The organism is Candidatus Pantoea symbiotica, assembly GCF_056491525.1.
Genome location: NZ_JBSZHR010000002.1, coordinates 2,895,372 through 2,921,144 on the forward strand (window position 1 = coordinate 2,895,372; position 25,773 = coordinate 2,921,144).

Consider the following 25,773-nt stretch of genomic DNA (forward strand, 5'->3'; position numbering starts at 1 on the left):
GGACTTCCGCTATGGCCCTGCTCATCACCACTAAATGCATCAATTGCGATATGTGCGAACCTGAATGCCCAAACCAGGCAATCAGCTTAGGCGATGCGATCTATGAGATTGATGTCGACCGCTGCACCGAGTGCGTGGGCCATTATGATGTGCCGACCTGCCAAAGCGTCTGCCCGATTGATAACACCATTATTCTCGATCCACAGCACCCGGAAAGCCGCGAGGCGCTGTGGGAGAAGTTCGTGGTGTTGCACCCTTAGTTCTCGATAATCACCGTTGCGCAGGCGTAATGGCGTTCATCCGCTAACGTCACATGCACGTGCTTAACGCCGAGCTGGCTGGCAATCACCTTGGCCTGCTCAAAGAAACGTAATCCCGGCTTGCCCAGCGCATCGTTATACACTTCGAACTGATTGAAGGCCAGCCCCCCGCGAATGCCGGTGCCGAAGGCTTTTGCTGCCGCCTCTTTCACCGCAAAACGTTTGGCAAGAAAGCGCACCGGTTGCTGGTGCGCCTGATATTGTTGCCACTCGGCTTCGCTCAATACGCGGCGCGCCAGACGGTCGCCGGAGCGCTCAATGACGCCTGCAATGCGCTCGATCTCTACGATATCGCTGCCGAGTCCGAGAATTGCCATTAGCGACGCGCTTCCCGCATCAGCTGCTTCATTTCGCTGACCGCATCGGCCAGACCGCTGAACAGCGCGCGACCAATAATCGCATGACCGATATTCAGCTCGTGCATTTCCGGCAGTTCAGCAATCGGCTGCACGTTGTGGTAGGTCAAACCGTGGCCGGCATTCACTTTCAGGCCAAGGCTGGCGGCGAAAGTCGCGGCTTTACGAATGCGTGACAGCTCAGCCTGGCGCTCAAGACCTTCGGGCGCTTCGGCATAAGCTCCGGTGTGAATTTCGATGTAAGGCGCGCCGCTGGTAACCGCCGCTTCAATCTGGCGGTGATCGGCATCGATAAACAGTGAAACCAGAATACCGGCGTCGCTCAACAGGCGCACCGCCGCATTGATTTTATCCTGCTGACCCGCCACATCCAGCCCACCTTCGGTGGTCACTTCCTGACGCTTTTCTGGCACCAGGCAAACGAAGTGCGGCTTGATTTCGCAGGCAATGTCGATCATCTCGTCAGTGACCGCCATCTCCAGATTCATGCGCGTCTGGATGGTGTCACGCAGAATGCGCACATCGCGGTCGGTGATGTGGCGGCGATCTTCACGCAGATGCACGGTAATGCCGTCGGCGCCGGCCTGCTCAGCAACAAACGCGGCCTGCACCGGATCGGGATAGTTTGTGCCACGTGCGTTACGTACGGTGGCAATGTGGTCAATGTTGACGCCTAACAGCAACTCAGCCATGACAATCCTTAAATGTGTTCAGTGTGTTTGCAGTGTACCGCGCTGAATATATCAGGCGGTACGACCAGCGCTAGTCGTTTGCCACATCTGGTTTCTTTTTTGGCACAAACTGGCGAAACAGTTCCTGACTCTTCAGCGGTTTGCCGCCAAGATAGGGCTTCAGCGCCATACGCGTAAAGCGTTTGGCGGCGCGCAGCGTATCAGCATCCGGGAATTCGCGTTCCCACAACGCCCGCAGCTGACGGCCGGTAAAGCTGCGCTGATTGACCACCAAACTGGCAATGAAGCCCTTCTCTTCCCGGTAGCTGTAGGTCATGCCGTCAGCGACCTCTTCGCCACTGCCGGCGCAATGCAGAAAATCCACGCCGTAGCCGAGATGCCCAAGTAGCGCCAGCTCAAAGCGGCGCAGCGCCGGTTCAGGCGAGCCGTTGCCTGCCGCCAGCGTTTGGATGCAATTCAGGTAATCGAAGAACATGTCAGAGAAGGGAATTTGCTGTTCCAGCACGCGCGACAGCAGCTCATTGACGTAGAGTCCGCAATAAAGCGTGATGCCGCTGAGCGGCAATGCCAGCGAAACGGCTTCGGCATTGCGCAGCGTTTTGACGTCACCGCGTCCACCCCAGCGCACCAGCAGTGGCGTGAAGGGTTGCAGCGCACCTTTCAGTTGGGAGCGGCGCGATCGGGCGCCTTTGGCAAGGACGCGGACGCGTCCTTCACTTTCGCTGAAGAGATCGAGGAGCAGGCTGGTTTCGCTGTAAGGGCGACTGTGCAGCACAAAGGCGCGTTGCCAGCCTTCCATCAATTAACCTTCGTCAGAGTAACCTAAGCTGCGCAGCGCACGTTCATCGTCCGCCCAGCCAGATTTCACTTTAACCCACAATTCGAGATGCACTTTCGCTTCAAACATCTCTTCCATGTCTTTACGCGATTCAATGCCGATGGTTTTGATCTTGGCGCCTTTATTGCCGATGACCATTTTCTTCTGGCCTTCGCGCTCAACGAGGATCAGGCCATTGATGTCGTAGCCACCGCGATCGTTCGAAACAAACTGCTCAATTTCTACGGTAACGGAGTAAGGCAGCTCAGCGCCAAGGAAGCGCATCAATTTTTCACGGATGATCTCAGACGCCATAAAGCGCTGTGAGCGGTCAGTGACATAATCTTCCGGGAAATGATGCTCAGATTTTGGCAGGCATTTGCGCGCAATCGCCGCAATAGCGTCAACATTTTTGCCGCTTTCCGCTGAGATCGGAACGATTTCGAGGAAGTTCATCTGCTGGCTAAGGAACTGCAGATGCGGCAACAGAATGCTCTTGTCCTGGATGTTGTCGACTTTATTGATCGCCAATACCACAGGAACTTTGTTATCACGCAGCTTGTTGAGCACCATCTCGTCGTCTGGCGTCCAGCGCGTGCCTTCAACCACAAAGATCACCAGCTCAACGTCACCGATGGAGCTGCTGGCGGCACGGTTCATCAGGCGGTTGATTGCCCGCTTCTCTTCCATGTGCAGCCCTGGCGTATCCACGTAGATCGCCTGATAAGCGCCTTCGGTGTGGATGCCCATGATGCGGTGACGCGTGGTTTGCGGCTTGCGTGAAGTGATCGACACTTTCTGCCCCAGCAACTGGTTCAGCAAAGTGGATTTACCGACGTTTGGTCGGCCTACAATCGCGACAAAGCCGCTATATGTTTCGAGTTCGCTCATTCGAGTCCTGACTTGGGCAGCGTCGCTTTCGACGCTGCGATGTGACTATTTATTCGAGGCCAAGCTTAATTAACGCCTGTTCGGCGGCTGCTTGCTCGGCTTTACGGCGGCTGGAGCCAATGCCCACCACCGGTTCCGCCATGCCACTCACCTGACAGTGAATGGTGAATTCCTGATCGTGGGCTTCGCCACGCACCTGCACCACCAAATACGATGGCAGCGGCAGATGACGTCCCTGCAAATACTCCTGCAGGCGCGTTTTCGGATCTTTTTGTTTATCGCCCGGACTGATCTGTTCCAGTCGCGAGTGATACCAGTCGAGAATTAACTTTTCGACGGTTTGAATGCTGCTATCGAGGAAAATGCCGCCAATTAAGGCTTCAACGGTATCCGCGAGAATCGATTCACGACGGAAACCGCCGCTTTTCAGCTCGCCCGGACCGAGGCGTAAACATTCGCCAAGGTCGAACTCTCGCGCCATCTCCGCCAGCGTATTGCCGCGAACTAACGTGGCGCGCATGCGGCTCATATCGCCTTCATCCACACGCGGGAAGCGGTGATAGAGCGCATTGGCGATCACGTAGCTGAGAATAGAATCGCCAAGAAATTCAAGACGTTCATTGTGTTTGCTGCTGGCGCTACGATGCGTCAGTGCCTGCTGCAATAAATCCGGATGAGTAAAAGTGTAGCCCAGTTTGCGCTGCAGCTTGTTAATGACGATGGGGTTCATGCTATTCCAGTTATTCTGTGCGTCTATCACTGCATACGAAACAGGGCTGAGGTTCCAACCTGTTCTGTTTGGTGTGCACTGGCCTCCCGAAAGAGAGGCCAACCTTTTTTGAAGCTAATTAGTGAATCCCACCAATGCGGCTAAAGCGCACGCCGGTCGGCCACTGTCCTTCTTGTTTCTCGAAGCTCATCCAGATAGCCACCGCTTTGCCGACCAGATTCTTCTCGGGCACAAAGCCCCAGTAGCGGCTGTCGGCGCTGTTATCGCGGTTATCGCCCATCATGAAATACTGCCCTTGCGGCACAATCCAGGTCGATTGCGGCTGGCCCGGCTGCTGATAATACATGCTTGCCTGACTTTGCGCTTCGTTTACCAGCAAGATATCGTGCGTTACGCTGCCCAATGTCTCTTTACGGGTGCCGAGACGCAGGCCGCCCTTCATGGTTTCGCCCTGCGGCGCCTGGAAGAAGCCGTTGCCGGTTTCATTGCCATCAAAGCCGCTGAAGGTCTGAATGAAGTTGCTTGGCTCAACGTTAGTGTAAGTCACCGGCAGCGCTGTGTCGCAATTGCCGCTGCTGCAACCCGGATTGATGGTCAGGGTTTTGCTGTAAGGATCAAACACCACTTTGTCGCCCGGCAAGCCAATCACGCGCTTGATATAATCCACGCTTGGGTCTTTCGGGTATTTGAATACCGCGACATCACCGCGCTGCGGATGGCCAGTTGGGATCAGCGTGGTTTGAGTAATCGGATCTTTAATGCCGTAAGCAAACTTCTCCACCAGGATAAAGTCGCCAATCAGCAGCGTTGGCATCATTGAGCCCGATGGAATCTGGAACGGCTCAAAAATAAACGAACGCACGATCAATACCACTGCCAGCACCGGGAACACCGATGCTGTGGTTTCAACCCAACCCGGCTGCGCGGCTACTTTCGCCAGCGTTTTACTGTCAAGTGCATTGCCAGCTTGCGCTTGAGCAGCAGCCTGTTTCGCACGACGCGCCGGTGCCCATTTAAAGCGATCGATACACCAGATAACGCCAGTGATCAGTGTTGCGATCACTAAAACCAGGGCGAACATGTTAGCCATTAAAAATCCTTATTTGCTGTCTTTACCGACATGCAGAATGGCAAGGAATGCTTCCTGCGGCAGCTCAACGTTGCCGACCTGCTTCATTCGCTTCTTACCGTCTTTCTGCTTCTGCAACAGTTTCTTCTTACGGCTCACGTCACCGCCATAGCATTTCGCCAGGACGTTTTTACGCAGCTGTTTTACCGTTGAGCGAGCGATAATGTGGTTGCCGATTGCCGCCTGAATCGCAATATCAAACTGCTGACGTGGGATCAGATCTTTCATCTTCTCCACCAGATCGCGGCCACGATATTGTGAGTTATCACGGTGAGTAATCAGCGCCAGCGCATCAACACGTTCTGAGTTAATCATCACGTCGACACGCACCATGTCAGAGGTCTGGAAACGTTTGAAGTTATAATCCAGCGAGGCATAACCGCGCGAGGTTGATTTCAGACGGTCAAAGAAGTCGAGAACCACTTCCGCCATCGGAATCTCATACGTCAGCGCAACCTGCTTGCCGTGGTAAACCATGTTGGTCTGCACGCCACGTTTTTCGATACACAGCGTAATGACGTTGCCGAGAAACTCCTGCGGCAGCAGCATGTGACACTCCGCAATCGGTTCACGCAGCTCGGCAATATTATTCAGCGGTGGCAGCTTCGACGGGCTATCAACGTAGATAGTTTCGCCGTCGGTGGTTTCCACTTCATACACTACGGTTGGCGCGGTGGTGATGAGATCCAGATCGTATTCACGCTCCAGACGCTCCTGAATGATCTCCATGTGCAGCAGACCGAGGAAGCCGATGCGGAAACCGAAGCCCAGCGCCGTTGAGCTCTCTGGCTCATAGAACAGGGACGCATCGTTCAGGCTCAATTTGCCCAGCGCATCACGGAACGCTTCATAGTCGTCAGAGCTAATCGGGAACAGACCGGCGTAAACCTGTGGCTTCACTTTCTTGAAACCAGGCAACACTTTCTCCGCCGGATTGCGCTGCAAGGTCAGGGTATCGCCCACTGGCGCGCCGAGGATATCTTTAATCGCACACACCAGCCAGCCTACTTCACCACAGTTCAGTTCGTTGCGATCAACACGCTTCGGCGTGAAGATGCCGAGACGGTCAGCGTTGTAGCTTTGACCGGAGCTCATGACTTTAACTTTGTCGCCTTTGCGCAGCGTGCCGTTCTTAATACGAATCAGCGATACCACACCAAGGTAGTTATCGAACCAGGAATCGATGATCAGCGCCTGCAGCGGACCTTCCGGATCGCCTTCTGGCGGCGGAATGTCACGCACCAGACGTTCCAGCACATCGGGCACGCCGACGCCGGTTTTCGCCGAGCAACGCACCGCATCGGTCGCGTCAATGCCGACGATATCTTCAATCTCTTCCGCTACGCGCTCTGGATCGGCGGCAGGCAGGTCGATTTTGTTCAGTACCGGTACCACTTCCAGATCCATTTCCATTGCGGTGTAGCAGTTTGCCAGCGTCTGCGCTTCAACGCCCTGCCCTGCATCGACCACCAGCAATGCTCCTTCACACGCCGCCAGCGAGCGGGAAACCTCATAAGAGAAGTCAACGTGACCGGGAGTATCGATAAAATTGAGCTGGTAAGTTTCACCGTTCAGCGCTTTGTAATCGAGCGTCACGCTCTGCGCTTTAATGGTAATGCCGCGCTCACGTTCCAGATCCATGGAGTCCAGAACCTGCGCCGCCATCTCACGATCGCTCAGGCCACCACAAATTTGAATCAAACGGTCAGAGAGCGTTGATTTGCCGTGGTCGATGTGAGCGATGATGGAGAAATTTCGTATGTGCTTCATTTATATGAATATCTTCACGTAGAAAATCAGTGGGAAACTTGAGCACGGACACATTCAGGAAAGTGAGCTTTACCCGGAACCCTGTCGGCCTCATTAATGACGACGCATATTACACTGTTAACGCCGCGCGTTAAAGAATGGAACTGTGGGGAATCGCAACAGATTTCAGCGGTTAAGCCGATTGGGAAAGGCCGCATCAAATGCGGCCTGGACGGGGATCATGCTTCGCTTTCCACGCGCAGCGCATCAGGCGGTAACGCAACGCTAAGAATCACCGGCTGGAAAGCCTCGCGATCGCCGAAGAGTTTGGATACACCTTTCGCGACGATAAAGCCGCCAATGCCGCCCAACAGCGCGCCACAGGCCGCAGCCAGATCGCTGGCGAACAGCATCTGGAAGATGCCCGCCACTAAAAACAGGCCAAACAGCGGCGTCATGTAAACCAGCAAAGCGGAACCCAACAAGCTGCTCTCGCGGATGCCTAACTCAATGCGCTGGCCAGGTTGCAACGGCTCCGCGCTGGCGATAGTCATCACGTGGGCATTTTTCGGTCCCAGCTGATTAAGCGCGTGGCTGCCGCAGCCTTTACGCGCCGAGCAGCTGTTACAAGACGTTTTCGCTTCCGTGTGCAGTGTGGCGATGCCTTCTTTCCACGCCACCACGGTGGCCCATTCTCTCATCATTTTGGTGAACCCGAATCTATGCTGTCCGCAATACGTTTAGCCGTGGCTGGCGGTAACTCGCCCACCACCGTGATTTCGTTATTATTGCGTACTTCTGTCTGCACCGTACGGCGCCCAGTGCGCAATGCCTGCACGCTGCTGCTTTTATCTGCTGGCGTAACGTTGATGGCAAAGCTAAACAGGCCATCGCTGTATAGGCGCGATTCGACCGTTTTGTTCATCGATGGGATATCACGGCGACTTTGTGAGATCAGTTTCATGCCCGCCGGGAGCCAGCCTGGCTGCCAGCTGAGTTCAACTTTGTCACCCGCTGGTAAAGACAGCGATGGCGGCAAGTTGGCCTTCTCCAGCCCTTGCATCAAGTTGCGTACGCCTTCATCGACGGCAAAGCTGATGACACGGAACTGCTCCAGCGTTTCGCCATCACGATCGAGCAGATCGATACGCAGCGGCAATTTGGTATCCACATCCAGCCACACAACATAGCTGTAGCGCGTGCCATCACGTGACACGATGCGCACCACTTCGCACATCTGATCGGCCATGCGCGAGCGACCAACCGGAATGAAATCATAGGCTTCGCCCAAACGGGAGAAGTCGGCGAACATCAAACCGGGTAAGGCATCGATGATGTGATTGCCCGGCAGCGAGAAGGGATCTAATCCCGGCTCGAAATAACTGATGTCGTTTCCGCGCTGGATCACTTCACGGCGCGGCCCATCCATCTGCAGCAGTTGGGCGAAGATACGATTGTCGATAACCGCGTGGCGATAACGCAGAGATTCAATGCCGAGACGCGAGACATTGATGTAGGCAAATTCGTAGTTGAGGTTCTGGCTTGCCTGCTCCATCTGTTGTAACAACGCCCCGGACGCAGAGGTCTGCGCCGAGGCGATAGATGAGCAAAACAGGCTGCCTGCCAGCAGGCTAACGGCACACCAAAGCTGCTTCATTACTGCTGCTGAGTTCCTAACGACTGATTTCCGGGAACATTAGCCTGAGCCTGTTGCGGATCGTTTTTCTCAAACTGAACCTGATCGGCATGCAGACGACGTTGCAGTTCATAATCCTGCAGCATGGCATTGACGCGACGACGCTGTTCCTGCACCTGCTGATTAGAGCTGTTGGTGTCGAAGGCTTCAGAAGGCACGCCTAAGCTGACAGGCGAAGCTTTACCCATCATCGGCAAGGTATTGAATGCCGGTGAATCGGACGCTTCAGTCGCGCTGCCGGTTGGTGAACTGTTGTAGTGCTGAACACCAACAATCACCGCCAGTGAAACACAGGCAGCAACACCGACTTGCGTCAGCTGTGCCGCCCAACTGCCACCGCGACGCCAGAACGGCATCTTCTCGTAACGTGACGGCTCAGGCTGCGCTTCAGGGATCAGCGGAGTGACTTTGCGTGCCGGCTCGTTTTCGATGGCCGCAGCCACACGTGCGGAGATATCAAAATGCAGCACTTCTCCGATATCACCTCGTAAGGTGTCGCGGATGAGATGGTAGCTTTCCCAGCTTTGCTGAAGATCCGCATCCTTAGATAACGACGCCAACAGCTCGTTATCTAAAGTTTCACCATCCATTAAAGCGGAAAGTTTTTCTTTCTGCATGCCTTGGTACCCTTCCAGTAGCCGTTATCACTGACGTTGGATAAGCGGTTGAACTTTATTATCAATAGCCTCTCGTGCACGGAAGATACGCGAACGTACGGTACCGACCGGACAATCCATGATGACGGCAATCTCTTCGTAACTCAGGCCATCCAATTCCCTGAGGGTAATGGCCATACGAAGATCTTCGGGAAGCGCCTCAATGGTACGAAAGACGATTTGTTTCAGTTCCTCAGACAACATTAAGTTCTCAGGGTTCGAAATTTCTTTCAGTGCACCTGCACTTTCGAAATTTTCCGCATCAATTGCATCCACATCACTGGATGGCGGACGTCGCCCCTGAGCAACCAGATAATTTTTCGCTGTATTGACCGCGATGCGGTACAGCCATGTATAAAAGGCGCTGTCGCCACGGAACGATTCCAGTGCGCGATACGCTTTAATAAAAGATTCCTGAACCACATCAGGCACATCGCCTGACGGAACATAGCGTGAAACCAGGCTCGCCACTTTATGCTGGTATCGAATCACCAGTAAATTAAAGGACTTTTGATCTCCCTTCTGAACCCGCTCAACGAGAACCTGATCCGTTAACTGCTCGCTCATCCGAGGTAATATCTCCCCAAAACTTTTTTATGCGTAAGTGAACTGCCAGCACATCTCATTGTTCTGAGCAAGCATGCGCTTAGAGTGACCTAATGGTCTGAAGTTCACTACGACCAGAAATTTTCCGTATCGGAACCACGACATCATTGTTGTTGATTGTCTTTCAGTGTAGCGACTTGCCACGCTGGTGGTGTCTTTTGCGGCACCGATAATCGCTGGCAGAGTACCTTATGACGCCGTCATTTTCACCTTTATTACCTGAATTTTCAGAGTGTTTGATATAAAAAACACATTGTGCTTAATTTCAGAGTTAACTTACTGAATTCACGTTATTATCTCCCTCTGCTGAATAATTTTTCCGCGCAATTTGTTCAAAATACTTCACAGCATCCCCATCCCGGCTTATGCTCAAGCCACCTTTTGTTTAGTAAATTAAACACCATGACTTCTCTCCCGGAATATCAGTGTGATGTCCTCATCGTAGGCAGCGGTGCGGCAGGTTTATCGTTAGCGCTGCGCTTAGCGCCGCATTATCAGGTTACCGTGCTGAGTAAAGCGCAGGTGAATGAGGGCTCAACGCTGTATGCACAGGGCGGGATTGCGGCGGTGTTTGACGAAACAGACAGCATCGAATCACACGTTGAAGACACGCTGGTTGCTGGCGCAGGCTTGTGCGATCGCGATACGGTGAGCTTTATTGCCAGCAACGCGCGTCACTGCGTGCAGTGGCTGATTGATAACGGCGTCGCCTTCGATAAAGAGCCGCAGGCTGATGGCGAAGCGCGTTATCACCTCACGCGCGAAGGCGGACATAGTCACCGCCGCATTCTGCATAGCGCCGATGCCACCGGCCGCGCGGTAGAAACCACGCTGGTAAGCCAGGCGCTGAGCCATCCGAATATCCGCATTATAGAGCGCACCAATGCGGTGGATTTGATTCTCTCCGACAAACTTGGCCTGTCCGGCAAGCGCCGCGTGGTTGGCGCGTGGATTTGGAACCGTAAACGTGAGCAGGTGGAAACCTGTCGCGCGCGCGCCGTGGTGTTAGCCACTGGCGGCGCAGCGAAAGTCTATCAGTACACCACCAATCCAGACGTGGCGTCTGGCGATGGTATTGCAATGGCATGGCGCGCCGGTTGTCGCGTGGCGAACCTCGAATTTAATCAATTCCATCCCACCTGTTTATTCCATCCGCAAGCGCAAAACTTCCTGCTGACCGAGGCACTGCGCGGTGAAGGCGCCTGGCTGTTACGTCCCGACGGCACGCGCTTTATGCCTGACTTTGATGAACGTGCCGAGTTGGCGCCGCGCGATATTGTGGCGCGCGCCATTGATCATGAGATGAAACGGTTGGGCGTCGATTGTATGTATCTCGACATTAGCCACCAGCCGGAAAGCTTTGTGCGCGCGCACTTCCCGATGATTTACGAAAAGTTGCTGACCTTTGGCCTCGATCTCACCAAACAGCCGATTCCGATTGTGCCAGCCGCGCATTACACCTGCGGCGGCGTGATGGTCGACCAGCAAGGCCGCACTGACGTAGATGGGCTTTATGCGATAGGCGAAGTGAGCTACACCGGCTTACATGGCGCAAACCGTATGGCATCCAACTCTTTGCTCGAGTGCCTGGTTTATGGTTGGTCAGCGGCTGAAGATATGATCGCACGCTTGCCGGACGTCGCGGCGGTAGAACATCTGCCTGCGTGGGACGAAAGCCGCGTTGATGATGCCGATGAACGCGTAGTGATCCAGCATAACTGGCATGAACTGCGGCTATTCATGTGGGATTACGTGGGCATTGTGCGCACCACTAAGCGTCTGGAGCGCGCACTGCGACGCATTAATTTGCTGCAACAGGAGATCGATGAATATTACGCGCACTTCCGCCTCTCTAACAATTTGCTTGAGCTGCGCAATCTGGTGCAGGTCGCCGAATTGATGGTGCGCTGTGCGCTGGAGCGAAAGGAGAGCCGAGGGCTGCACTTTACCCTCGACAATCCTGATCTGCTGGATGAAGCGTTACCAACCATCCTGCAGCCCGAAGTTAGCGGAACAGGTAAAAGTCTTTCACCAGACTGAGCCAGTCGGCTGAATAGCTTTTATCTTCATCACGAATGGCGAGACGTTCCAGCAACGTTTCGCCGGCGGAGGGAGAAAAGCCCAACACCACGCGATTCGGCGGACGCTGCGCATAGGCGGCGACATCATAGCGATAACGCAGATGCCAGCCATCCGCCAGCGCCAGCGAAATCAATGCTTCGCCTGCTTCAGCCGGCAGCACCACACAAAATAGCCCTTCCTCTTCAATCAACTGGGCGGCACAGCGCAGCAGTGTGAGATGGTCGAGCGTGGCGGTGCTGCGTGCGGTATCACGCGCGACACTGCCTGTTGCCATGCCGGGCGCAAAAAACGGTGGGTTACTGACGATGAGCGAAAAGCGTTTTTCACACTGCTCGCTCCAGCTGACAATATCCTGATGGTGCACATGAATGCGATCCGCCCACGGCGAAGACTGCATATTTTCCTGTGCCTGCTGTGCTGCGCTGGCTTCCAGTTCGACCGCATCAATCTCTACCGAATCGGGCGTGCGTTGCGCCAGCATCAGCGCTATCAACCCGCTGCCGCAGCCAATATCGAGGATGCGACGCGAGCCTGCCACTGGCGCCCAGGCCCCAATTAACACGCCATCGGTGCCGACTTTCATCGCACAGCGATCGTGCGCCACGAAAAATTGCTTAAAGGTAAAACCATCTTTTCTTAACGTCGGCCGCACCTGCGGCTGGTCCTGAGACATACTTCACTACCATTGAATTTTTTACTGCCAGAAGTGTAACGTGGTGGCGATGGGAATTCACCTGCGCCTGTAATACCTACACAAACAGATGAAGATTATATTCGTTCTGTCTATAATCAGCGCCCCAAACTGAGGTAGACCATGACCGTAACCACATTCTCCGAACTCGAACTCGACGAAAGCCTGCTACAAGCTTTGCAGGAAAAAGGCTTTACTCGCCCTACTGTTATTCAGGCCGAGACCATTCCTGCCGCGCTGGAAGGCCGTGACGTTCTGGGTTCGGCTCCAACCGGGACGGGGAAAACTGCAGCGTTTTTGCTGCCCGCTTTACAGCATTTGCTCGATTTCCCGCGCAAGAAATCAGGCCCACCACGCATTCTGATCATCACCCCAACGCGCGAACTGGCGATGCAGGTTGCCGATCACGCGCGCGAACTGGCTAAACACACGCATCTGGATATCGCCACCATCACCGGTGGTGTGGCGTATATGAACCATGCCGAAGTGTTCAGCGAAAACCAGGACATCGTTGTCGCGACTACTGGCCGTTTGCTGCAGTACATCAAAGAAGAGAACTTTGACTGCCGCGCAGTAGAAACGCTGATTCTTGATGAAGCTGACCGCATGCTCGATATGGGCTTTGCGCAGGACATCGAAACCATCGCCGCAGAAACCCGCTGGCGCAAACAGACGCTGCTGTTCTCAGCGACGCTGGAAGGCGATCACATTAAAGACTTCGCCGAGCGCTTGCTCAATGAGCCGGTGTTTATTGAAGCCGACCCAAGCAAAAGCGAACGTAAAAAGATTCAGCAATGGTATTACCGCGCCGACGATCTGCAGCATAAAAACAAGCTGCTGATTCACCTGTTGAAACAGCCAGACGCCACGCGCGTCATCGTGTTTGTGCGTAAACGTGAACGTCTGCATGAGCTGGTCACCTGGCTTCATGAAGCCGGCATTCGCACCAGCTATCTCGAAGGCGAAATGGTGCAGGTTAACCGTAACGAAGCGATCAAACGTATGAATGATGGCCGCGTTACGGTGATGATTGCCACCGATGTTGCTGCGCGCGGTATCGACATTGACGATATCTCGCACGTGATTAACTACGATTTGCCGCGCACCGCTGATACCTATCTGCACCGCATCGGCCGTACCGCGCGTGCAGGCCGTAAAGGTACCGCAATCTCGCTGGTCGAAGCGCATGACCACGTGCTGCTTGGCAAAATCACCCGTTACATCAACGAGCCGTTGAAAGCGCGTGTGATTGATGAGCTGCGTCCAGAAAGCCGTGCGCCAAGTGCCAAAGTGACGGGAAAACCGTCGAAAAAAGCCCTTGCGAAGCGTCAAGAGCGTAAAGAGAAAGAACAAGAGAAACCGCGCGTCAAACAACGCCATCGCGATACCAAAAATGTGGGTAAACGCCGCAAGCCAAGCGGTAGCGATGCACCAGAGTCTGGTGCGGAATAAAACAGCACTCGCTGTAATTAATCGCCTCTTTTGAGGCGATTTTTTTGTTTTAAGCGTAGCGAAAAAGCGCTTTCGCTATCAAACGGCCTCAATAAGTCTTTCTTTGTCATCAAGCCATATAAAAAAAGCCGCACCAATCAACATTGGCGCGGCTTGTATTGCTGTGTGTCTTTTCGTCAGCGCTGCAATTACAGGCTTTCGGTGAATGTACGTGTAATCACGTCACGCTGCTGCTCTGCCGTCAGCGCGTTAAAGCGTACGGCATAGCCTGATACGCGAATGGTCAACTGCGGATATTTTTCCGGATGATTGACGGCATCTTCCAGCGTTTCGCGACGCAGCACGTTAACGTTCAGATGCTGACCACCTTCGATACGCACTTGCGGCTTCTGCTCAAGTGGAATTTCACGGTAAGCGATTTCGCCGAGGTCGCTGATAGCAACAACCTGATCTTCCGCGAAATCTCCTTTAGCGCACAGGCAGCGCGCTTCGGCTTTATCATCGTCCAGCAGCCAGAATGAGTTCAACAGCTGTGGATTATTTGCCTGAGTAATTTGAATACCGGTAATCATAGTAGGTCTCCAGGGCTTTACGCTGTCGCAACCGGACAGCGAGGTTCATGAGGTTATGGAATGCTGTGGTATATCACTGCAAGAAACCCGCCGTTTTGACCTGTATCAATTTCGTCCAGTCACTATTACAAGCTGAAAAACTAACAACTTGATTCATAACAACTTTACTCGATAACTTTTTACGTAAATATTCAAATTATTTTTACCCTTCTGCTGTTGAGTTCGACACGTTAAGCTAGGCGCACTATTTTGCAGGGAGTCAATGATGGCTGAGAAGCTGACCTGGCACGACGTGCTGGCTGAAGAGAAAGAGAAACCTTACTTCGTGGAAACGCTGAAAGCGGTGGCCAATGAACGCGCTGCCGGCGTAACGGTGTATCCGCCGCAGAAGGATGTGTTTAATGCCTTTCGGCTGACCGAACTGGGCGATATCAAAGTGGTGATTTTGGGTCAGGATCCTTATCACGGCCCGAATCAGGCGCATGGTCTGGCCTTTTCTGTGCTGCCCGGAGTGGCGATCCCGCCGTCATTACTGAATATGTACAAAGAGCTGGAGCAGGATATTCCCGGCTTTGTGCGCCCTACGCACGGTTTTCTTGAAAGCTGGGCAACGCAAGGCGTGATGCTGTTGAACACCGTGTTAACGGTGGAAGCCAGTAAGGCGCATTCACATGCGCGCTTTGGCTGGGAAACCTTTACCGATAACGTTATCAGCGCCATCAACCAGCATCGCGAAGGGGTGATTTTCTTACTGTGGGGATCGCACGCGCAGAAGAAAGGCAGCATCATTGATACGCAACGTCATCATGTGCTGAAAGCGCCACACCCTTCTCCGCTCTCCGCGCATCGCGGCTTTTTTGGCAGCAAACACTTCTCGCAGGCGAATGCGTTGCTGAGCCAATCAGGCCAGTCACCGATTGACTGGATGCCGGTGCTGCCTTAAAAAACAAACGGCCGCATTACGCGGCCGTTGTTATGATAGCGACGGATTAGCCTTTGGCTTTGGTCACTGCCACCATCGCCGGACGCAGCAGGCGACCGTTGAGGGTGTAACCGCGCTGCATCACCATCAGTACGTGATTGGGTGCCATCTCTTCTGATTCCATCATCGACATAGCCTGATGGATCTCTGGATTGAATGGCACATTGGTTTCGCCAACCACTTCCACGCCAAACTTACGCACCGCTCCCAGCAGCGACTTCAGCGTCAGCTCGATACCTTCAATCATCGAAGCCAGTTCAGCGTTATCTTTGTTTGCGACTTCCAGCGCGCGCTCCAGGCTATCGATCACTGGAAGCAGCTCGTTGGCAAATTTTTCCAGCGCAAATTTATGCGCCTTTTCCACATCCATTTCAGTACGACGACGGATATTCTCGATCTCCGCCTGCGCACGCAGCTGTGCATCACGCACGCCGGTTTGCGATACGGCTAACTCGGCTTCCAGTTGCGCGATACGCTCATCACGCGGATCCACCTCAGCGGTTGTCTCTGCGTCCACGTGCTGCTGATCCTGTTGAATTTCGTCTGAGACTTGCTCGTTTGGGGTGTTCTGTTCTTTACTACTCATGAATTTCTCCGCGTTTTGCACATTCATCTCGCTGGTTGGCTTATTATGGGGATCAGTTTGACGGTTTCAAGTAAACCCATCACATTGCCTGGCCGTTTTGGCTTATAAGGAACTCGCGCTAAATGAACAAACACTTTAACTGCATCGGGATTGTCGGCCATCCGCGCCATCCTACTGCGTTAACCACCCATGAAATGCTCTGGCGCTGGCTAACGGCAAAGGGTTATGAGGTGATTGTCGAGCAGCAGATTGCGCGCGAACTGGATTTGAAAAATGCCGAAACCGGCAGCCTTGCGGATATTGGTCAACGCGCTGATTTAGCGGTTGTAGTAGGTGGCGATGGCAACATGCTTGGTGCTGCCCGCGTGCTGGCGCGCTATGACATCAAAGTAATTGGCATTAACCGTGGCAACCTCGGTTTTCTGACCGATCTCGATCCGGACAACGCGCAGCAGCAGCTGGACGATGTGCTGCAGGGCGATTACTTCGTCGAAAGCCGCTTCCTGCTGGAGGCGCAGGTGTGCAAAGAAGATTGCTCGCCGCGCATTGGTAGCGCTATTAACGAAGTGGTGTTGCATCCCGGTAAAGTCGCGCACATGATTGAATTCGAAGTCTATATTGATGAGGTGTTTGCCTTTTCACAGCGCTCCGATGGTTTGATCATCTCCACGCCAACCGGTTCCACCGCCTATTCGCTCTCGGCTGGCGGCCCCATTCTAACGCCGTCACTGGATGCCATTACGCTGGTCCCGATGTTCCCTCATACGCTCTCAGCGCGCCCGCTGGTGATTAACAGCAGCAGCACCATCCGCCTGCGTTTTTCTTCCCTGCGCAGCGATCTGGAGATCAGCTGTGACAGCCAGATTGCCTTACCTATTCAGGAAGGTGAAGATGTCCTGATTCGCCGCAGCGCCAATCATCTCAATCTCATCCACCCTAAAAATTACAACTATTTTAATACCTTAAGTTCAAAATTGGGTTGGTCTAAAAAATTGTTCTGAAAATCAGCACTGACTACTTTACTGTATAAAAAACCAGGATATACTGTATGTAAAACCATATCTGTTTTTACATACAGGTGATTCTATGCTGGCACAACTGACCATCAGTAACTTTGCTATCGTTCGTGAACTGGAGATCGACTTTCATCGTGGTATGACGGCGATCACGGGTGAAACCGGCGCAGGTAAATCTATCGCCATCGATGCGCTGGGCCTGTGTTTGGGCGGACGCGCTGAAGCAGATATGGTGCGTCAGGGTGCCAGTCGTGCGGATATCTGCGCCCGCTTCCAACTCAAGGCTTCGCCTTCCGCACAGCGCTGGCTGGTGGAGAATCAGCTGGATGAAGGCAATGAGTGTCTGCTGCGTCGTGTGATTAGCGCGGATGGTCGTTCGCGTGGCTTTATCAACGGCACGTCGGTGCCGCTGTCGCAGCTGCGTGAATTGGGTCAATTGTTGATTCAGATTCACGGCCAGCATGCGCATCAGCTGTTGCTCAAATCCGATCACCAAAAACATCTGCTGGATGCTTATGCAGCCCACGATGATTTGCTATCTGAAATGCGCCAGCACTATCAGCGCTGGCATCAGAGTTGCCGTGCGCTGGCGCAGCATCAGCAGCTCTCGCAAGAGCGTGAATCACGTCGCGAGCTGCTGCAATATCAGTTGAAAGAACTCAATGAATTCGCCCCGCAGTTGGGCGAATTTGAACAGATTGATGAAGAGTACAAACGTCTGGCGAATAGCGGCCAGTTGCTCTCTACCAGCCAGCAAGCGCTGCAAATTCTCGCCGATGGTGATGACACCAACCTGCAGAGCCTGCTGTATAGCGCCCGTCACATGCTGGGTGAATTGGTGACGCTGGATAATAAAGTCAGCGGCGTGTTCAATCTGTTGGAGGAAGCCGCAATCCAGCTCAGTGAAGCCAGCGACGAACTGCGTCACTATTGTGAACGTCTGGATCTCGATCCCAATCGCCTGCATGAGCTGGAGCAACGTCTGTCACGGCAGATCGCACTGGCGCGTAAGCATCATGTCTCACCTGAAACCTTGCCGGTGCTTTATCAGCAGTTGCTAGATGAAGCGGAACTGCTTTCGCAGCAAGAGAGCGACCAGGAAACCTTGCAATCTGAAGTCATCGCTCACCATAAAGCCGCGTTAGTCAGTGCTGAAAATCTGCATCAACTGCGTGAACACTCCGCTCAAGAGTTGAGCCAGCTGATTACGCAAAGCATGCGCACGCTGGCGATGCCGCACGGCCAATTTGCCATTGTGCTGGAGTTCAATGCGGATCAACTCACTGCAGATGGCGCAACGCGCATTGATTTCCGCGTCACGACTAACCCAGGTCAACCGCTCCAGCCGCTGGGTAAAGTGGCGTCCGGCGGTGAGCTGTCGCGTATTGCGCTGGCAATTCAGGTGATCACCGCACAGAAAATGGAAACGCCAGCAATGATCTTCGATGAAGTGGATGTCGGTATCAGCGGCCCAACCGCCGCAGTCGTAGGCCAAATGCTGCGTCAACTGGGCGAATCAACCCAGGTGATGTGTGTTACACACCTGCCGCAGGTTGCTGGCTGCGGTCATCAGCACTTCTACGTCAGCAAAGAGACCGATGGTGCGATGACAGAAACCCATATGCAGCCGCTAGATAAACGCGCGCGTCTGCAAGAGTTGGCGCGTTTGCTGGGCGGCAGCGAGGTGACGCGCAACACGCTGGCCAACGCTAAAGAACTTTTAGCCGCCTGATACAGCACTTTTTTCCCGTCTGGTGGTCATATGCTTGCTCTGTAGAGGTTTCAAATAGCGAAAAGGTTTATTATCATCGGCAGTTATGTCGTCTGAGTAATAAAGCCTGCCGCAGGCAGAGTTCAGAATTTGATGGCAAAAAAATAGCCTGCTGAAAGGCGTTTGGCCCCAGAAAAGGAATGTATAGATGCGCTGTAAAACGCTGACTGCCGCGGCAGTAGTAATGTTGATGATGACCGCTGGATGTTCCACCCTTGAGCGCGTTGTGTATCGTCCGGATATCAATCAGGGGAATTACCTGGTCGCCAACGATGTGTCGAAGATTCATAACGGCATGACGCAGCAGCAGGTTGCCTACACGCTCGGTACGCCGATGATGCGCGATCCATTTGGCAGCAACGTTTGGTACTACGTGTTCCGCCAGGAACCAGGTCATGAAAGTGTGAAACAGCAAACCCTGACGCTGACCTTTGATAGCAACGGAACGCTGACCAACATAGACAATAAGCCGAAGCTCACTGGCAAAGAAGGCTAAGTGAACGGCAATAAAAAAGGCGCTTAAGCGCCTTTTTTAGTTTTTACTTTCTGACTATTTCTTTTCAGCTGAACGCTCTGCTCGCTGACGCCGCAACTCTTTCGGATCGGCAATCAGCGGACGATAAATCTCAATGCGATCACCATCCTGCACGACATCAGCCAATTTTACCGGGCGGCTATAAATCCCGACCTTGTTCAAGTTCAGGTCAATATCTTTACGCAGTGACAGCAAACCCGACGCCTTGATCGCTTGCTCAACGGTAGCGCCTTCCTCAAGCGTGACGGCTCTTAAATACTGCTTATCCGGCAGTGCGTAAACCACTTCCACGCTGATATCAGGCACGATAAACCTCTTTCGCGCGCTGACTGAATGCCTGCACCATGCTGTTCGCCAGCTCTTTAAAGATGCGGCCGAACGCCATTTCTACCAGCATATTGGTGAACTCAAAATCGAGGTTCAACTCAACTTTGCAGGCATCATCACCCAATGAGGTGAAGTGCCAGCCGCCGGTTAATTTACGAAACGGGCCATCAACCAACTGCATCAATATGCTTTGGTTGCTGATCAGCGTATTACGTGTGGTGAAAGTTTTACTGATGCCGGCTTTCGAGACATCAACGGCCGCGGTCATTTGATCTCCGCTGTTATCCAGCACGCGACTGCCGGTGCAGCCCGGCAGAAACTGAGGATAAGCATCCACGTCATTCACAAGACGGTACATCTGCTCAGCGCTATAAGGGACCAGCGCTGAACGACTAATCTGGGCCATAATGGTTCCTGTTCATCACAAAACCATTGAATAATACCATTTTCGGTCACCAAACAAAAATTCACGGCTTTGCTTGCTGTGCTAAAATGGAGTGTTTTTTACCGCCCTGCAGGACAGGGGATGCGCCCATAAACTGAGTGATGTAGACTACGCCGCACTATGACAAAGAAAAAAGTTAACAAACCCGGTTCAGCCACTATTGCCCTCAATAAACGCGCACGTCATGAATACTTCATTGAAGAAGAGTTCGAGGCGGGTATGTCGTTACAAGGATGGGAAGTCAAATCACTGCGTGCCGGTAAGGCAAACATCAGCGATAGCTACATTCTGCTGCGCGATGGTGAAGCTTACCTGTTCGGCTCTACTTTCCAGCCGCTAGCGGTGGCTTCAACGCATGTGGTGTGTGATCCCACGCGAAGCCGCAAGCTGCTGCTAAAACAACGCGAACTCGATTCGCTGTATGGTCGCGTTAACCGTGAAGGCTTTACCGTGGTTGCACTGTCGATGTACTGGAAAAATGCCTGGGCCAAACTGAAGATTGGTGTGGCGCGCGGTAAGAAAGAGCACGACAAGCGTGATGACGTTAAAGAGCGCGAATGGAAGATGGATAAAGCACGTATTATGAAGAATTCAAAGCGTTAAGCGCTGGATCTTGACGTCACTTGTCTGTAGTATTGAAATTTCTTGGGGCTGATTCTGGACTCGACGGGATTGTGAAGCCTTAGGAGCATGCCGAGGGGCGGTTTGCCTCGTAAAAAGCCGCAAAAAAATAGTCGCAAACGACGAAAACTACGCTTTAGCAGCTTAATAACCTGCTTTGAAGCCCTCTCTCCCTAGCTTCCGCTCTTAAGACGGGGATCAAGAGAGGTCAAACCCAAAAGAGATCGTGTGGATGCCTTGCCTGGGGTTGAAGCACTAAATCTAATCAGGCTAGTTTGTCAGTGGCGTGTCTGTCCGCAGCTGGCCGGCGAATGTAAAGACTGACTAAGCATGTAGTGCCGACGGTGTAGTAATTTCGGACGCGGGTTCAACTCCCGCCAGCTCCACCAAAATTCTCCATCGATGATTACCAGAGTCATTCGATGAAGTCCTAAGAGCCCGTATGGCGCAAGCCTTACGGGCTTTTTTGTATCTGGACTCTTTCAAGGCGACTCGCATGAAAATCCCAAACCGACTCCAGCCTCTCGTCGATGATGGCTTGGTAGATGAAGTACTACAGAGACTAAGAAGCGGCAAAGAAGCTGACGTTTATACCGTGTTAACGGGCGGCAAAATCCAATGTGCCAAAGTGTACAAGGACGCCACGCAACGAAGTTTTAAGCAGGCCGTACATTATCAGGAAGGACGTAAAGTCCGTAACAGCCGCAATTCACGTGCGATGCAAAAAGGGTCGAAATTCGGGCGTAAGCAGCAAGAAGAGACCTGGCAAAGCGCCGAAGTTGATGCGTTATTCCGCCTGGCGAATGCTGGCGTGCGCGTCCCACAGCCCTACATTTGCATCGACGGCGTATTGTTGATGGAGCTGGTCACAGACGCAGAAGGCCTGGTTGCGCCACGCCTGAGTGATGTGTTCCTCTCCGAAGAGAACGCCATGAAGGATTTCGATACCATGATCCGCAATATCGTGCGCATGCTGTGCGCCGGCATTGTTCATGGCGATCTGTCGGAATTCAACGTGCTACAGGATGCCAACGGACCGGTCATTATCGACTTGCCGCAAGCTGTCGATGCCGCCGCAAACAACCACGCAGAATCAATGTTTGAGCGCGATGTAAACAACATCACCGCTTATTACGGGCAATACGCGCCGCAGATTTTACAAACGCGCTATGCGAAAGAGATCTGGCAGTTATATGAAGACGGAAAGCTGACGCCAGAAACGCCGCTGACCGGCCTCTTCGTAGAAGAGTTGCATGAAGTGGATATGAATTCTCTGATGGATGAGATCATCGCCGCCGAAGATGAGTTCTACGATCGTCAGCGCGCCGCTAAAGAACGCGACGAAGAATAGATGCGGCTCCACAGCTCGGGCTGGCTGGCAATAAACGCCTCGGCTATCGCATGCTTATTGCCCCCCGGATTCCATAACGTTACCAGCGTAACATTCAATCCCTGATTGCCGACTTCGGTGGGCAATAGTTGCACATTGCGCCACTGCTGGGCCTGAAAATGCATCGGCAGGAATCCCCAGCCTGCGCCACTTTCCAGCAAATGTTGCAGGATGGCGCGATCGTTAACGAACAGGGACTTGCCAGAAATTTGCAGGCGTCGGCTAATCTGTTCATCGTAGTGGGGATGCATCACCAACTGCGGAATCAGTGACAGATCAAGCAGCGTCACCGGCTGCGGCTGATCGCGGAAGAGCGTGCGGGCGGCGAAAAAATTAAGTTCGATGGTTCCCAGCGCCTGCCATTCCATCTCATTTCCCAGCGTGCGATGCTGCGCCTGGCAGATAGCAACATGCGCCCTCCCATTTTTGAGCGCCGCTTCAGCCTCATCACGCGTAACGCTCCATGTGTTAAAACGGATGTTCTTCTCGGCCATGTATTCAATCACAGCGTGAAGAAAAGCGTGCGGAACGAAAGGATCGTAAACCAGCACCAGTTCCTGCTCGATGGCAGCAGGCAATGCGCGCGCGTAAGATTCAAATGCCTGCGCCTGGCGCAGAAAAAGATGCGCCTGGCGATGTAGCTGTTGGCCTTTCTCAGTCAGCAGTAACCTGCGCCCTTCCCGTAAGAACAGCGTGTAACCCAACGCATCTTCAAGATAATCCAGCAAGTCACGCACCGTGGTGCGATCCTTCCCCAGCAACAGGGCAGCTTTCGAAACGCTGCCGGTTTCAGCAATCGTGGCAAAGGCTTCAATTTGCGAAAAAGAGTAGCGCAACGCGGTCATAACAGATTCCATAATTGAGAGGGTTTTTCCCCCATTTAGTGATTTTATCAGGGGATTAACCGTTCATATACTGCTGCGTATTCACTCCTCAAGCGCAGAGAACAAAATGCAAAAACGTCTTTTACAACCCATCCTGATGGCCGCATCGCTAAGCGCGATCGCCCTTTCCTTCGCCTCGCACACCTTCGCGGCGGAAACACAGAATTGCGGTGGCGTAATGCTGCAATCTTGCCCGCAGCCTTTTGATAAAAAGCTGCCGAATCCGCATCAGATGCTGAGCTGGAGCCAGGCCGATCGCGTGGTGGGATTCCGCAATGATTACCGCAACTACGCGGGCGATGTATTTCATCATGGCGATTCAACGCCATTGAAAGCCGCCAGCAAGCCGCTGACCGATGCTTCTTACACCTTTAACGGCGAACGCTATTCATTGTCCGATTACCTGAAACGGGAAAATGTCAGCGGCATGCTGGTGCTAAAGAACGGGAAAATTGCCTATAAATATCTCGGCGAAGGCAACACCGACCAGACATTATGGACGTCTCGTTCAGTGGGCAAATCGGTCGTTTCCACGCTGGTAGGCATTGCTATCAAGCAAGGTAAAATCCATTCACTTGACGATCGGGTGACGGATTACGAACCAGATCTCAAAGGCAGCGCCTGGGATGGCGTCACGCTGAAGCAATTGATCCAGCACACTTCCGGTGTTGCCTGGAACGAGGATTACACCAATCCCAACTCTGACTTTGCGCATCTGACGCAGTGTGAAGCGCGCCCTGGCACCTACGATTGCGTGCGCAATATCATCAAACAGCTGCATCGCGCACATCCGGCGGGAGAATCCTGGTCGTACTCATCCGGCGGTGCGTGGTTGCTCGGCGATGTGCTGGAGAAAGCGACCGGCATGTCAATCGCCTCCTGGCTGGAGCAATCCATCTGGAAGCCTTACGGCATGGCCAGCGATGGCGTGTGGCATGCCTATGCCAAAGGCCAGCACGACGTGGGCGCGCATGGTTTTAACGCCACGCTGGAAGATTGGGGCCGCTTCGGCTTGTTCATCATGAATGATGGTCGTTTGCCAAATGGTCAGCAGATATTGCCCGATCACTGGCTGGATGATGCATCCAACTGGACGCAGGCGCGTAACTCGGTATCCGCCGCTCATCCTGAAGGCACCTATGGCTATCAGTGGTGGAACAACGCGGTTGCCGCCAATGCGCAACATGTCGCTCCAACCGCCGATAAAGCGTTGAAAAATTCCCTGTGGGCGCTGGGAATTTATGGTCAGGTGATTATGGTGAACCGTGCTGAAAACCTGGTGATCGTGCAATGGTCAACCTGGCCGGAAGCGGAACCAAAGATGAATGCTCAGCCACTTGAAGCGGCGTTAATGTATAGCGCGATTGCGCAGCAACTGGCAGATTAATGCTGCGCGGCCACCGTTAAGGTGGCTCCCTTCACTCTCTGCAACAACCTAAAATGCTATCTGGTGTCGATTTAACCAACGAAACTAGACCTTTTTCATTCCTGGTTTATTCTTAAATCTTTCCATCCCGGCCTATGCCAGGATGAATACCTGAGACGACATATTTCATGAAAGAGGGAATTATGAAAAAGACCATTATTGCACTGTCAGCCATTCTGATGGCTTCTTCGGCTTTTGCCGCGACCACACATGCAACTGATGAGACTGTCGCTAACGCGCAGGCCGGTGCTAACACCGCTAAAGAAAAACTGCATCAGGCGCAGAACGAAGGTAAAGAGCAGCAGCTCAAAGCCAAGCATGCCGCTGAAGGTAAAAGCGACAGCATGACCAGCAAAGCTAGCGAAGGTACGCAGAAAGCCTGGAACAAAACCAAAGAAGGTTCTGAGAAAGGTTGGGATGCCACCAAAGAAGGCACGCAGAAAGGCTGGAATAAAACCAAAGAAGGTGCCAGCGATCTGAAAAAGAAAGTGACTGAATAACTTTCTTCGCTCAACTAAGAGGCCGCTTTTGCGGCCTTTTTTATTGCCTGTTTTTCCTCAACTTTGCATCTTCAGCGCTATCCCCTTAGACTTTACGCAACACTCCATTAACCAATAAAGCTTATGTCTGACTCCTTTACCCGCCAGCCTTTGCCTTTACCCAACGGTCACAACAAAGTGCTGTTGCACTCCTGCTGTGCGCCCTGCTCGGGCGAAGTGATGGAAGCGATGCTGGCTTCCGGCATCGATTACACCATCTTCTTCTACAATCCGAACATTCATCCGCTGAAAGAGTACGAGCTGCGTAAAGAGGAGAACATCCGTTTTGCCGAGCAGTTTGGCGTGCCCTTTGTCGATGCCGATTACGACAAAGATAACTGGTTTGAGCGGGCGCGCGGCATGGAGTGGGAACCGGAGCGCGGCGTGCGCTGCACCATGTGTTTCGACATGCGCTTTGAACGCACCGCGCTGTATGCACATGAAAACGGCTTCCCGGTGATCACCAGTTCACTCGGTATTTCGCGCTGGAAGAATATGCAGCAGATCAACGACTGCGGCGTGCGCGCTGCGGCGCACTACCCCAATATGCTTTATTGGGAGTTTAACTGGCGTAAAGGTGGTGGCTCGTCACGCATGATTGAGATCAGCAAGCGTGAACGTTTTTATCAGCAAGAGTATTGCGGCTGCATCTATTCACTGCGCGACAGCAATCGCCATCGCGTAGCCAGCGGCCGCGAGCGCATTGAGATCGGCGTGCAGTATTACCAGCCAGACGAAGAGTAAAGAAAAGGGCAGGAAATTCTGCCCTTTTTCGTTAACGAAACACCAGCGTTAACACCACGATGACGATC

General features: G+C 53.1%; 29 protein-coding genes and 1 other RNA gene. 13 read left to right on the top strand and 17 right to left on the bottom strand.

The window, feature by feature from the left end; all coding sequences use genetic code 11:
• Nucleotides 1–11 precede the first annotated feature (11 nt).
• A complete protein-coding gene (locus tag ACXIZX_RS14040) occupies nt 12–260 on the top strand; it encodes a YfhL family 4Fe-4S dicluster ferredoxin (RefSeq protein WP_008101505.1) in 249 nt (82 codons plus the stop codon).
• Here the strand turns inward: ACXIZX_RS14040 and acpS are convergent.
• From acpS to rpoE, 11 genes are all read right to left on the bottom strand, one after another.
• A complete protein-coding gene (acpS, locus tag ACXIZX_RS14045; protein ID WP_061718003.1) occupies nt 257–637 on the bottom strand; it encodes a holo-ACP synthase in 381 nt (126 codons plus the stop codon). The two genes, ACXIZX_RS14040 and acpS, sit on opposite strands and share 4 nt — an antisense overlap.
• Nucleotides 637–1,368: a pyridoxine 5'-phosphate synthase gene (gene pdxJ / locus ACXIZX_RS14050; RefSeq protein ID WP_008101508.1), complete on the bottom strand. Its 732-nt coding sequence runs from the start codon at nt 1,366–1,368 to the stop codon at nt 637–639. The genes acpS and pdxJ overlap by 1 nt, the downstream gene beginning before the upstream one ends.
• 70 nt (nt 1,369–1,438) lie before the next feature.
• Nucleotides 1,439–2,167: a DNA repair protein RecO gene (gene recO, locus ACXIZX_RS14055; RefSeq protein ID WP_008101510.1), complete on the bottom strand. Its 729-nt coding sequence runs from the start codon at nt 2,165–2,167 to the stop codon at nt 1,439–1,441.
• A 3-nt stretch (nt 2,168–2,170) separates the two neighbouring features.
• Nucleotides 2,171–3,076: a GTPase Era gene (gene era / locus ACXIZX_RS14060; RefSeq protein ID WP_008101512.1), complete on the bottom strand. Its 906-nt coding sequence runs from the start codon at nt 3,074–3,076 to the stop codon at nt 2,171–2,173.
• Nucleotides 3,077–3,125: 49 nt separating this feature from the next.
• Nucleotides 3,126–3,806 (bottom strand): ribonuclease III, encoded by a 681-nt coding sequence (gene rnc / locus ACXIZX_RS14065; RefSeq protein WP_036620136.1) that lies wholly within the window; start codon nt 3,804–3,806, stop codon nt 3,126–3,128.
• Between the two features lie 118 nt (nt 3,807–3,924).
• A complete protein-coding gene (gene lepB, locus ACXIZX_RS14070; RefSeq protein ID WP_154155635.1) occupies nt 3,925–4,896 on the bottom strand; it encodes a signal peptidase I in 972 nt (323 codons plus the stop codon).
• Nucleotides 4,897–4,905: 9 nt separating this feature from the next.
• Entirely contained in the window at nt 4,906–6,705 is a 1,800-nt protein-coding gene (gene lepA, locus ACXIZX_RS14075) for a translation elongation factor 4 (protein WP_008101519.1), read from the bottom strand.
• Between the two features lie 218 nt (nt 6,706–6,923).
• A complete protein-coding gene (gene rseC, locus ACXIZX_RS14080) occupies nt 6,924–7,388 on the bottom strand; it encodes a SoxR-reducing system protein RseC (protein ID WP_008101521.1) in 465 nt (154 codons plus the stop codon).
• The gene (rseB, locus tag ACXIZX_RS14085) at nt 7,385–8,341 is read right to left on the bottom strand and encodes a sigma-E factor regulatory protein RseB (RefSeq protein ID WP_008101523.1); all 957 of its coding nucleotides are present in this window, start codon (nt 8,339–8,341) and stop codon (nt 7,385–7,387) included. Before rseB ends, rseC begins: the two co-directional genes overlap by 4 nt.
• Nucleotides 8,341–8,997, bottom strand: coding sequence for an anti-sigma-E factor RseA (gene rseA / locus ACXIZX_RS14090; RefSeq protein ID WP_008101525.1), 657 nt, complete (start codon nt 8,995–8,997; stop codon nt 8,341–8,343). Before rseA ends, rseB begins: the two co-directional genes overlap by 1 nt.
• A 27-nt stretch (nt 8,998–9,024) precedes the next feature.
• A complete protein-coding gene (gene rpoE / locus ACXIZX_RS14095) occupies nt 9,025–9,603 on the bottom strand; it encodes an RNA polymerase sigma factor RpoE (RefSeq protein WP_007886161.1) in 579 nt (192 codons plus the stop codon).
• Between the two features lie 441 nt (nt 9,604–10,044).
• On the opposite strand from rpoE, the gene nadB reads away from it, so the two are divergent.
• Nucleotides 10,045–11,682, top strand: coding sequence for an L-aspartate oxidase (nadB, locus tag ACXIZX_RS14100; RefSeq protein ID WP_479404387.1), 1,638 nt, complete (start codon nt 10,045–10,047; stop codon nt 11,680–11,682).
• Here the strand turns inward: nadB and trmN are convergent.
• Nucleotides 11,648–12,397: a tRNA(1)(Val) (adenine(37)-N(6))-methyltransferase TrmN gene (gene trmN, locus ACXIZX_RS14105; RefSeq protein WP_479404388.1), complete on the bottom strand. Its 750-nt coding sequence runs from the start codon at nt 12,395–12,397 to the stop codon at nt 11,648–11,650. The two genes, nadB and trmN, sit on opposite strands and share 35 nt — an antisense overlap.
• A gap of 141 nt (nt 12,398–12,538) precedes the next feature.
• Here trmN and srmB point away from each other — a divergent pair, with 141 nt between their 5' ends.
• Nucleotides 12,539–13,867 (top strand): ATP-dependent RNA helicase SrmB, encoded by a 1,329-nt coding sequence (gene srmB / locus ACXIZX_RS14110; protein ID WP_008101533.1) that lies wholly within the window; start codon nt 12,539–12,541, stop codon nt 13,865–13,867.
• Nucleotides 13,868–14,055: 188 nt separating this feature from the next.
• Here srmB and grcA read toward each other — a convergent pair whose 3' ends face one another.
• On the bottom strand, nt 14,056–14,439 hold the full coding sequence (grcA, locus tag ACXIZX_RS14115; RefSeq protein WP_479404389.1) for an autonomous glycyl radical cofactor GrcA: 384 nt from the start codon (nt 14,437–14,439) through the stop codon (nt 14,056–14,058).
• A gap of 265 nt (nt 14,440–14,704) precedes the next feature.
• On the opposite strand from grcA, the gene ung reads away from it, so the two are divergent.
• A complete protein-coding gene (gene ung / locus ACXIZX_RS14120) occupies nt 14,705–15,382 on the top strand; it encodes a uracil-DNA glycosylase (protein ID WP_192411375.1) in 678 nt (225 codons plus the stop codon).
• Nucleotides 15,383–15,428: 46 nt separating this feature from the next.
• Here ung and grpE read toward each other — a convergent pair whose 3' ends face one another.
• A complete protein-coding gene (gene grpE, locus ACXIZX_RS14125) occupies nt 15,429–16,007 on the bottom strand; it encodes a nucleotide exchange factor GrpE (RefSeq protein ID WP_154155627.1) in 579 nt (192 codons plus the stop codon).
• A 122-nt stretch (nt 16,008–16,129) separates the two neighbouring features.
• Here grpE and nadK point away from each other — a divergent pair, with 122 nt between their 5' ends.
• From nadK to bamE, 3 genes are all read left to right on the top strand, one after another.
• On the top strand, nt 16,130–17,008 hold the full coding sequence (gene nadK / locus ACXIZX_RS14130) for an NAD(+) kinase (protein ID WP_008101540.1): 879 nt from the start codon (nt 16,130–16,132) through the stop codon (nt 17,006–17,008).
• Nucleotides 17,009–17,093: 85 nt separating this feature from the next.
• On the top strand, nt 17,094–18,755 hold the full coding sequence (gene recN, locus ACXIZX_RS14135) for a DNA repair protein RecN (RefSeq protein ID WP_479404390.1): 1,662 nt from the start codon (nt 17,094–17,096) through the stop codon (nt 18,753–18,755).
• 187 nt (nt 18,756–18,942) lie between these two features.
• A complete protein-coding gene (bamE, locus tag ACXIZX_RS14140; RefSeq protein WP_061718027.1) occupies nt 18,943–19,290 on the top strand; it encodes an outer membrane protein assembly factor BamE in 348 nt (115 codons plus the stop codon).
• Between the two features lie 54 nt (nt 19,291–19,344).
• Here bamE and ACXIZX_RS14145 read toward each other — a convergent pair whose 3' ends face one another.
• Together ACXIZX_RS14145 and ACXIZX_RS14150 are read right to left on the bottom strand one after the other, a co-directional pair.
• The gene (locus tag ACXIZX_RS14145) at nt 19,345–19,635 is read right to left on the bottom strand and encodes an RnfH family protein (protein WP_479404391.1); all 291 of its coding nucleotides are present in this window, start codon (nt 19,633–19,635) and stop codon (nt 19,345–19,347) included.
• Nucleotides 19,628–20,062, bottom strand: coding sequence for a type II toxin-antitoxin system RatA family toxin (locus ACXIZX_RS14150; protein WP_008101549.1), 435 nt, complete (start codon nt 20,060–20,062; stop codon nt 19,628–19,630). Before ACXIZX_RS14150 ends, ACXIZX_RS14145 begins: the two co-directional genes overlap by 8 nt.
• A 159-nt stretch (nt 20,063–20,221) precedes the next feature.
• Here ACXIZX_RS14150 and smpB point away from each other — a divergent pair, with 159 nt between their 5' ends.
• The 3 genes from smpB (at nt 20,222) to ACXIZX_RS14165 (ending at nt 22,073) form a co-directional block, all read left to right on the top strand.
• Nucleotides 20,222–20,704 (top strand): SsrA-binding protein SmpB, encoded by a 483-nt coding sequence (smpB, locus tag ACXIZX_RS14155; protein ID WP_007886141.1) that lies wholly within the window; start codon nt 20,222–20,224, stop codon nt 20,702–20,704.
• A 44-nt stretch (nt 20,705–20,748) separates the two neighbouring features.
• Nucleotides 20,749–21,111, top strand: a transfer-messenger RNA (tmRNA) gene (gene ssrA, locus ACXIZX_RS14160).
• A gap of 107 nt (nt 21,112–21,218) precedes the next feature.
• On the top strand, nt 21,219–22,073 hold the full coding sequence (locus ACXIZX_RS14165) for a PA4780 family RIO1-like protein kinase (protein ID WP_036647485.1): 855 nt from the start codon (nt 21,219–21,221) through the stop codon (nt 22,071–22,073).
• Here the strand turns inward: ACXIZX_RS14165 and ACXIZX_RS14170 are convergent.
• Complete coding sequence (locus tag ACXIZX_RS14170; RefSeq protein ID WP_479404392.1) at nt 22,040–22,957, bottom strand: LysR family transcriptional regulator; 918 nt, start codon at nt 22,955–22,957, stop codon at nt 22,040–22,042. The two genes, ACXIZX_RS14165 and ACXIZX_RS14170, sit on opposite strands and share 34 nt — an antisense overlap.
• A 106-nt stretch (nt 22,958–23,063) precedes the next feature.
• Between ACXIZX_RS14170 and ACXIZX_RS14175 the strand changes: the two genes are divergently transcribed.
• The 3 genes from ACXIZX_RS14175 (at nt 23,064) to ACXIZX_RS14185 (ending at nt 25,705) form a co-directional block, all read left to right on the top strand.
• A complete protein-coding gene (locus ACXIZX_RS14175) occupies nt 23,064–24,383 on the top strand; it encodes a serine hydrolase domain-containing protein (protein WP_479404393.1) in 1,320 nt (439 codons plus the stop codon).
• A 182-nt stretch (nt 24,384–24,565) separates the two neighbouring features.
• On the top strand, nt 24,566–24,922 hold the full coding sequence (locus ACXIZX_RS14180) for a hypothetical protein (protein WP_008101580.1): 357 nt from the start codon (nt 24,566–24,568) through the stop codon (nt 24,920–24,922).
• A gap of 123 nt (nt 24,923–25,045) precedes the next feature.
• Nucleotides 25,046–25,705, top strand: coding sequence for an epoxyqueuosine reductase QueH (locus ACXIZX_RS14185; protein ID WP_479404394.1), 660 nt, complete (start codon nt 25,046–25,048; stop codon nt 25,703–25,705).
• The last annotated feature ends 68 nt before the right edge of the window (nt 25,706–25,773 follow it).

What these genes read in the sequence shown, in the direction of transcription:
- ACXIZX_RS14040 (WP_008101505.1), top strand. Translation starts at nt 12, where the DNA reads ATGGCCCTGCTCATCACCACTAAATGCATCAATTGCGATATGTGCGAA.
- acpS (WP_061718003.1), bottom strand. Translation starts at nt 637, where the DNA reads ATGGCAATTCTCGGACTCGGCAGCGATATCGTAGAGATCGAGCGCATT.
- pdxJ (WP_008101508.1), bottom strand. Translation starts at nt 1,368, where the DNA reads ATGGCTGAGTTGCTGTTAGGCGTCAACATTGACCACATTGCCACCGTA.
- recO (WP_008101510.1), bottom strand. Translation starts at nt 2,167, where the DNA reads ATGGAAGGCTGGCAACGCGCCTTTGTGCTGCACAGTCGCCCTTACAGC.
- era (WP_008101512.1), bottom strand. Translation starts at nt 3,076, where the DNA reads ATGAGCGAACTCGAAACATATAGCGGCTTTGTCGCGATTGTAGGCCGA.
- rnc (WP_036620136.1), bottom strand. Translation starts at nt 3,806, where the DNA reads ATGAACCCCATCGTCATTAACAAGCTGCAGCGCAAACTGGGCTACACT.
- lepB (WP_154155635.1), bottom strand. Translation starts at nt 4,896, where the DNA reads ATGGCTAACATGTTCGCCCTGGTTTTAGTGATCGCAACACTGATCACT.
- lepA (WP_008101519.1), bottom strand. Translation starts at nt 6,705, where the DNA reads ATGAAGCACATACGAAATTTCTCCATCATCGCTCACATCGACCACGGC.
- rseC (WP_008101521.1), bottom strand. Translation starts at nt 7,388, where the DNA reads ATGATGAGAGAATGGGCCACCGTGGTGGCGTGGAAAGAAGGCATCGCC.
- rseB (WP_008101523.1), bottom strand. Translation starts at nt 8,341, where the DNA reads ATGAAGCAGCTTTGGTGTGCCGTTAGCCTGCTGGCAGGCAGCCTGTTT.
- rseA (WP_008101525.1), bottom strand. Translation starts at nt 8,997, where the DNA reads ATGCAGAAAGAAAAACTTTCCGCTTTAATGGATGGTGAAACTTTAGAT.
- rpoE (WP_007886161.1), bottom strand. Translation starts at nt 9,603, where the DNA reads ATGAGCGAGCAGTTAACGGATCAGGTTCTCGTTGAGCGGGTTCAGAAG.
- nadB (WP_479404387.1), top strand. Translation starts at nt 10,045, where the DNA reads ATGACTTCTCTCCCGGAATATCAGTGTGATGTCCTCATCGTAGGCAGC.
- trmN (WP_479404388.1), bottom strand. Translation starts at nt 12,397, where the DNA reads ATGTCTCAGGACCAGCCGCAGGTGCGGCCGACGTTAAGAAAAGATGGT.
- srmB (WP_008101533.1), top strand. Translation starts at nt 12,539, where the DNA reads ATGACCGTAACCACATTCTCCGAACTCGAACTCGACGAAAGCCTGCTA.
- grcA (WP_479404389.1), bottom strand. Translation starts at nt 14,439, where the DNA reads ATGATTACCGGTATTCAAATTACTCAGGCAAATAATCCACAGCTGTTG.
- ung (WP_192411375.1), top strand. Translation starts at nt 14,705, where the DNA reads ATGGCTGAGAAGCTGACCTGGCACGACGTGCTGGCTGAAGAGAAAGAG.
- grpE (WP_154155627.1), bottom strand. Translation starts at nt 16,007, where the DNA reads ATGAGTAGTAAAGAACAGAACACCCCAAACGAGCAAGTCTCAGACGAA.
- nadK (WP_008101540.1), top strand. Translation starts at nt 16,130, where the DNA reads ATGAACAAACACTTTAACTGCATCGGGATTGTCGGCCATCCGCGCCAT.
- recN (WP_479404390.1), top strand. Translation starts at nt 17,094, where the DNA reads ATGCTGGCACAACTGACCATCAGTAACTTTGCTATCGTTCGTGAACTG.
- bamE (WP_061718027.1), top strand. Translation starts at nt 18,943, where the DNA reads ATGCGCTGTAAAACGCTGACTGCCGCGGCAGTAGTAATGTTGATGATG.
- ACXIZX_RS14150 (WP_008101549.1), bottom strand. Translation starts at nt 20,062, where the DNA reads ATGGCCCAGATTAGTCGTTCAGCGCTGGTCCCTTATAGCGCTGAGCAG.
- smpB (WP_007886141.1), top strand. Translation starts at nt 20,222, where the DNA reads ATGACAAAGAAAAAAGTTAACAAACCCGGTTCAGCCACTATTGCCCTC.
- ACXIZX_RS14165 (WP_036647485.1), top strand. Translation starts at nt 21,219, where the DNA reads ATGAAAATCCCAAACCGACTCCAGCCTCTCGTCGATGATGGCTTGGTA.
- ACXIZX_RS14170 (WP_479404392.1), bottom strand. Translation starts at nt 22,957, where the DNA reads ATGACCGCGTTGCGCTACTCTTTTTCGCAAATTGAAGCCTTTGCCACG.
- ACXIZX_RS14175 (WP_479404393.1), top strand. Translation starts at nt 23,064, where the DNA reads ATGCAAAAACGTCTTTTACAACCCATCCTGATGGCCGCATCGCTAAGC.
- ACXIZX_RS14180 (WP_008101580.1), top strand. Translation starts at nt 24,566, where the DNA reads ATGAAAAAGACCATTATTGCACTGTCAGCCATTCTGATGGCTTCTTCG.
- ACXIZX_RS14185 (WP_479404394.1), top strand. Translation starts at nt 25,046, where the DNA reads ATGTCTGACTCCTTTACCCGCCAGCCTTTGCCTTTACCCAACGGTCAC.